General features: G+C 46.4%; 2 protein-coding genes. Both read right to left on the bottom strand.

What is annotated here, in order from left to right; translation table 11 throughout:
* Nucleotides 1–213 precede the first annotated feature (213 nt).
* A complete protein-coding gene (locus QUB16_RS30140; RefSeq protein ID WP_333321836.1) occupies nt 214–1,623 on the bottom strand; it encodes an NYN domain-containing protein in 1,410 nt (469 codons plus the stop codon).
* Nucleotides 1,624–1,665: 42 nt separating this feature from the next.
* Nucleotides 1,666–3,057 (bottom strand): APC family permease (locus QUB16_RS30135; protein WP_333321834.1); only part of this gene is annotated, 1,392 nt, incomplete at its 5' end.

Below are 3,057 nucleotides of genomic sequence, written 5' to 3'. Positions count from 1 at the left end.
GGCTTTTCGGCCTGTTCCACAAGAAAATTCACTCTTTGTGGAACAGGCCGAAAAGCCTGTTCCTGAGAATGGTGCAATATGTGAGTTGTAATGGGACGTTTACATAGGGGTTCTCAGGAAAGTAAGGTACTCTTTCAATGCCCAATGCCCTGTTTGGTCAATGCCCAAGAACACCTCATGTTACTGAGAAAGGCTATATATTTTAATTTTTAATTAATTGAGGGAAACTTGCCAGCCTTTTTCGGCTTTTTTTAGCTTGAGAGAAGCGCAGGATTGCAAAAATTTAGTAAATTTTCTACCAAGATTAAAATCTTTAATTATTTGGGTAATTTGTTTGCCGTATTGTCGGTGAAATTCGCTGCCTACATTGGAGAGAAATACAGAATTTTCAGGAGAGTTGCCGGTTAACTCGCCAACGATTTTGACAAGAGCTCTTTCCAAGTCTTCCAGAGAATTAATATCTGTCAAGGTGGCAGGTGCTGCCTGGTGGTTATTCAGATTTTCTTGGTTAAGTATTGGCGGTGGGGGCGATAATCTCACTTCAAAAAGAGTGACATAAGTTTGAGAAGTTTCTGAGGGTTTGTGGAGGACAAAATCGGTGGGATATTTGAGAAAGATATCCCTGGTTTTAGTGCCGAGCAAATGATGGGCAACAACTTGATTGAGGACTAAGCCGTAATTTTCCTTAAATAAAGCTGAAACAGTAGAAAGTTTTATCCACTGAGTTGATGTGCGTTTTTGCTCTTTTTTGATTAATTCTTTGAGCTGAATAACTAATTGTTCGAGGGGTGTAATTTCCGGTATAGTTACGAGAGAATGGGTTTCCACTTGTCCGGTTTTGCTGTTTAAAACTATGATTTTATCTATTTGTTTGCGGACTTGAAATACGGTTAGTCCGTGGGCTTGCAGTGTATTGCTGAGGTGAGTGAGGGCGCGATCGGACGAACAGACAAAAATCTCTTTGGCTGTGGGATAATGTACGAAAATCGATGCGCCGACTGTAGCCATTTTTAAGTCGGCGCTGTCTTTGCCGGGGGGGACGTGAATTAGTTGATAGCCGCGCTGGTGAAATTCGGCATCTTTCTTGCCCATGCTGCGCCAGTTGGCAAAGGCAACTTTGATTTGGATGGGATAGTGGCAAATTCCCTCTAGGAATTTTTCGGTTTCGATGGTGAGTTGCAAGTTTTCGACATCTAGCAGCAAGATAGCAATGCCGCTAGGAAGCGGGGCTGGTTGATTGGCTGTTGGAGTTGGAGGTTCTGACGAAACTGAGTTTTCTGATTTAGCTGGTGCTGTTTGAGATTGGGCTAGCTGCTGAATTTTGGCAGATAATTTGCTGAATTGAGGTGAATTAACGAATTCTGGAATCAGCAGAATTTGTAGGTATTTTTTCGCAGTCAGCAGCAGGGAATCTGTATCGCTGGCTACGCTGAAACTTTTTGTCAATTTTCCAATCAAAACTGACTGAAAATCAGGTTTGGCCCAGGGGGTTTTCCTGTATTTTTCAGCTATCCATTCGGGATGCTGTTGCTGAATGGTAATGAGGGTTTGAGCTATATAGCGACTGATGGCGCTCAATGCGAGAGATTCTTGAGTCGCCAGCAAGGGAATTCGATCGGGCATGGCCCTCTACAATGCGGGATGCTGTTTCAATTTATCACACTTCTAGTTTCTCGCCGGGATTCGGACGATCGCCCGCCAAATTAAACCGGCGACAATTAATGCCAATCCTGTCAGCCAAATTTGCCTCTCCACCCAGAAAGCCAGAAACAGACAATTCCCCAAACCCACCCAAGCCAACCACTGCGGATAAAGCCTTTCGGCGGGGGAAAGTTGCAGCGCGGCGAGGTTGGTGATAGCGTAGTAAATCAAAACGCTAAAAGCGCTAAATGACCAAGTGGTTTTGACATCGCCGACGAGGATCAAAAGTGCGATCGTAACTTCGACAACCACCACAGCCACGTAGGGAGTTGTCCCCGAAGGATTCAGCCGTGCCAAGACTCTCGGCATATCCAGACGCCGCCCCATCGCCAGCCAGATGCGCGACAGCCCTAAAATTAAGTTCAGCAAGACTCCCAACATAGCGGTAATTGCGCCGACGGCTAGCAGTTGAGAAACTCCCGGAATTCGGAAACTGCGGGCGATGACTTCCAGGGGTGCAGCCGTGCCGCCTATTTGTAAAGACAATTTATCGGCTCCTCCCGCGCCCGCGACAACTACTGCTACCCCCACGTAAAGCAGCATTGTCAGCACCAAAGTGAAAATTATGGCTTTGGGAATGGTTTTCCTCGGTTCCCGCACTTCCTCGCTCATTGTGGTGATGCGGGCGTAACCGCTATAAGCGACAAACATCAGGGCGGTGGCCTGGAAGATGGAGCCGATCGAGCTATCATTCTGTACGGTGGCCATTTCCCACCTTACCTCTGGCAAACCGACAGCAACAAAAACCGCTAAGGATAGGAGTGTAACTGAGACTATGGCAGTATTGGCAATATTCGATCGCCTAATTCCCGTCAATACAACCAGAGTGAGGGTGGCGAGGGCGACTAAAGCTGTTAGGATCAGGTAAGTGCGATCGGCTACACCAACTGCATTTAAAAAATACCCCGCAAAACCCAAAGCAGCAGTAGCCGCAGAAGCCGTTTTCGCCAACAAAAACATCCACCCCGCAGTGAAACCCAGCCAAGGATTGAGATATTTGTAGCCATATTCATAAGTACCACCGCTAACAGGATGATTTGCCGCTAATTGAGCGCTGTTAAGACCATTGCAAACAGCCACAAAAGCTGCAATACCTACAGCCACAATCACTCCCGGCCCCGCAACTTCCGCAGCAATCCCGATACTCACAAATACTCCGGTACCGAGGATTGAACCCAGGCCCATGAGAGTTGCGCCAAAAACACCTAACTCTCGCTTAAGAAGTGGTGAAGACATAAATATAGCAGGCAAAATGCCTGCACAAAAATATTTGTCTGTTTGTTGTGGAACAGGCATCTTGCCTGTTCTGAAAACATAACTATAGCAGGCAACATACCAGCTCCACACAAATATTTT

This window comes from Microcoleus sp. D3_18a_C4 (genome assembly GCF_036702415.1).
Taxonomy (GTDB): Bacteria; Cyanobacteriota; Cyanobacteriia; order Cyanobacteriales; family Microcoleaceae; genus Microcoleus.
This window is presented reverse-complemented; position numbering and strand designations above follow the sequence as displayed.

Coding starts and splice junctions, on each gene's coding strand:
- QUB16_RS30140 (WP_333321836.1), bottom strand. CDS start 1,623: ATGCCCGATCGAATTCCCTTGCTGGCGACTCAAGAATCTCTCGCATTG.